We start from the raw sequence: 2,065 nt of genomic DNA on the forward strand, positions 1-2,065 counted from the left end.
ATCGTCACGTGATCTTCGCGTGCTGTGGTTCGTGGCCAAGCTCGTCGTGGTGCTGGTCGTCGCGGTGATCGTCTTCTTCGTGCTGCGCCGGATGTTCTCCCGCGGCGACGAGTGAGCTCGTGCGTCCCTGCTAGCGTCGAAGGGCGCGGCCCGGGCGGGTGCGCGCGGATGCCGAGGGAGGCAACGTGACGGACCGCACCAGCTGGATCCTCGTGGACGGCGAGAACATCGATGCCACGCTCGGCGGATCGATCCTCGGCCGTCGCCCGCAGCCCGACGAGCGTCCCCGGTGGGATCGCCTCCTGGGCTTCCTCGAGGAGCGCTGGCAGCAGCCGGTGCGCGGCCTCTTCTTCCTGAATGCGTCGACGCATCTGCCGATGCCATTCGTGCAGGCGCTGCTGGCGCTGGGCTACACCCCGGTGCCGCTGTCGGGCCCCGCCGACGCGAAGGTCGTCGACCTCGCCATCCAGCGAACGCTGCGGGCGCTGGAGGACCGCAGCGGCGACGTCGTTCTCGTCAGCCACGACCGTGACTTCGTCGATGACCTCGCAGCACTCGTCGACGACGACCGACGTGTCGGGCTGATCGGATTCCACGAGTTCCGCAGCAGCGAGTTCGCCGCCGTCCCGGGTATCGAGTTCTTCGATCTCGAATACGACGTGCATGCTTTCGACGCCCAGCTGCCGCGCGTGCGCGTGATCCCCATCGAAGAGTTCGACCCGTTCCAGTTCCTCGGCTGAGCGCGCGAGAACTCACGGCGCGAACATAGGTGAACGATATATCGTTCACTATCGCCGAATGATCGGCGCGATTTCGGGAGGCATCATGAACGGTTCATTCTCCGGTCCGAGCTTCGGCGGACGCGGGTTCGGCTCCGGGTCCTTCGCGGCCGGTTCAGCGGGCATGTGGGAGGCGATGGAGAATCTCCGCGCGTCCTTCGAGCAGCGCACCGGCCCCCGCATGGGACGAGGTGACGTGCGCGCGGCGGTGCTGGCCCTGCTGTCCGAGCAGCCGATGCACGGCTACCAGATCATCCAGGAGATCGAACAGCGCAGCGACGGCGCGTGGAAGCCCAGCGCCGGCTCGGTGTACCCGACGCTGCAGATGCTGGCCGACGAGGGCCTGATCGTCGCCGAGGAGGCGAACGGCCGAAAGACGTATGCGCTCACCGACGCCGGTCGCGCCGAGGCAGAAGCCTCCGCGGACCGTCCGGCGCCCTGGGAGACACCGGGTCAGCGCGACGGCGGCCGCATGAGCGCGCTGCCGAAGGCCGGCTTCGCGCTCGCGCAGGCGGTCGGGCAGGTGGGGCGCACCGGCACGCCGGAGCAGGTGCAGAGCGCCGTCGAGATCCTCGACGAGGCCCGTCGCCGCGTGTACGCGCTGCTCGCACAGGGCTGATCGGCGGTGCAGTCCGGCTCACGCGCGCGGTACCGGCGCATCCTCCGCTTCGCCGCACTGTCGCTGGCGCAGACCTGGTGGTACGACCTGTTCCTGCCGCGCGTGGGCCTCGCGCGCCTCGCCGCGCGCTCGCGCAGCGCGCGGATGCAGCGCATCGCCCGCCGCTTCCACGCGCTCGCCGTCGACCTCGGCGGTCTCATGATCAAGGTCGGCCAGTTCATGTCGTCGCGTCTGGACGTGCTGCCGCCGGAGATCACGAAAGAACTCGAGGGGCTGCAGGACGAGGTGCCGCCCGTGCCCTTCGCCGATATCCGCGCCGCAGCGGAGGCGCAGCTCGGGATGCCGCTGGAGCGCGCGTATGCCTGGTTCGACGAGACTCCGGTGGCCGCGGCATCCCTGGGGCAGGCGCACCGCGCCCGACTGACGCCGGCAGATGCGACGCTGAGCGGATTCGGCGCCGTCGTCGTGAAGGTGCAGCGCCCGGGGATCGACGAGATCGTCGACGTCGACCTGGCGGCGCTGCGCCGAGTCGCAGGGTGGCTGAGTCGCGTGCGGCTCGTCTCGGACCGCGTCGATGCGCCCGCGCTGGCCGAGGAGTTCGCCGCGACGTCGCGCGAGGAGATCGACTACCTGCACGAAGCGCAGAACGCCGAGCGATTCGGCGCGG

General features: G+C 70.0%; 3 protein-coding genes. All 3 read left to right on the forward strand.

The genetic code is table 11. The features are described 5' to 3' along the window. Positions 1 to 185: 185 nt before the first annotated feature. Positions 186 to 740, forward strand: a complete 555-nt coding sequence (locus I5I_RS12100) for an NYN domain-containing protein (RefSeq protein WP_036319911.1) — start codon at positions 186 to 188, stop codon at positions 738 to 740. Positions 741 to 825: 85 nt separating this feature from the next. Continuing rightward, positions 826 to 1,398: a PadR family transcriptional regulator gene (locus tag I5I_RS12105; RefSeq protein WP_036319914.1), complete on the forward strand. Its 573-nt coding sequence runs from the start codon at positions 826 to 828 to the stop codon at positions 1,396 to 1,398. A gap of 6 nt (positions 1,399 to 1,404) precedes the next feature. After that, a partial coding sequence (locus tag I5I_RS12110) for an ABC1 kinase family protein (RefSeq protein WP_036319909.1) occupies positions 1,405 to 2,065 on the forward strand: 661 nt, incomplete at its 3' end.

It is taken from the genome of Microbacterium sp. B24, assembly GCF_000333415.1.
Classification (GTDB): Bacteria; Actinomycetota; Actinomycetes; order Actinomycetales; family Microbacteriaceae; genus Microbacterium.

What these genes read in the sequence shown, in the direction of transcription:
- I5I_RS12105 (WP_036319914.1), top strand. Translation starts at nt 826, where the DNA reads ATGAACGGTTCATTCTCCGGTCCGAGCTTCGGCGGACGCGGGTTCGGC.